The sequence below is a fragment of the Cupriavidus sp. a3 genome (genome assembly GCF_051015765.1).
Taxonomy (GTDB): Bacteria; Pseudomonadota; Gammaproteobacteria; order Burkholderiales; family Burkholderiaceae; genus Cupriavidus; species Cupriavidus oxalaticus_A.
In genome coordinates, this window is record NZ_CP170643.1 from 4461474 (window position 1) to 4462177 (window position 704).

Sequence of the window (704 nt, forward strand, 5' to 3'; positions counted from 1 at the left end):
GCGCGGCGGCGTTCTTCGGTCATGCCCGGCGCGGGCGCCTCTTCCAGCACCTTCTGGTGCCGGCGCTGCACCGAACAGTCGCGCTCGAACAGGTAGACGCAGTTGCCGTGGGTGTCGGCAAATACCTGGATCTCGATATGGCGCGGGCGCGTCAGGTACTTCTCGACCAGCACCTTGTCGTCGCCGAAGCTGGCGCGGGCCTCGCGCTTGACCGACGCCAGCGCGGCCTCGAAGCCATCGCCCGACTCGACCACGCGCATGCCCTTGCCGCCGCCGCCCGCGCTGGCCTTGAGCAGCACCGGGTAGCCGATGCGGTCGGCCTCGCGGCGCAGCAGCACCGGGTCCTGGTCTTCGCCGTGGTAGCCGGGCACCAGCGGCACCGACGCCTTTTCCATCAGCTGCTTGGCCGCGCTCTTGCTGCCCATCGCCTGGATCGCGGAGGCCGGCGGGCCGATAAAGACCAGCCCCGCCGCGGCGCAGGCCTCGGCGAAGGCTTCGTTCTCGGACAGGAAGCCGTAGCCCGGGTGGATCGCCTGGGCGCCGGTCTCCTTCGCCATCTCGATGATGTGGTCGGCGCGCAGGTAGCTGTCGCGCGCGGCGGCGCCGCCGATATGGACGGCCTCGTCGCAGAAGGCGACGTGGCGGGCATCGGCGTCGGCATCCGAGTACACCGCGACGGTGCGGATGCCGAGCCGGCGGCAGGT

General features: G+C 71.2%; 1 protein-coding gene. It reads right to left on the reverse strand.

Going from position 1 to position 704, the window contains the following annotated elements:
* A partial coding sequence (locus ACAD63_RS21275) for a biotin carboxylase N-terminal domain-containing protein (RefSeq protein ID WP_434033231.1) occupies nt 1-704 on the reverse strand: 704 nt, incomplete at both ends.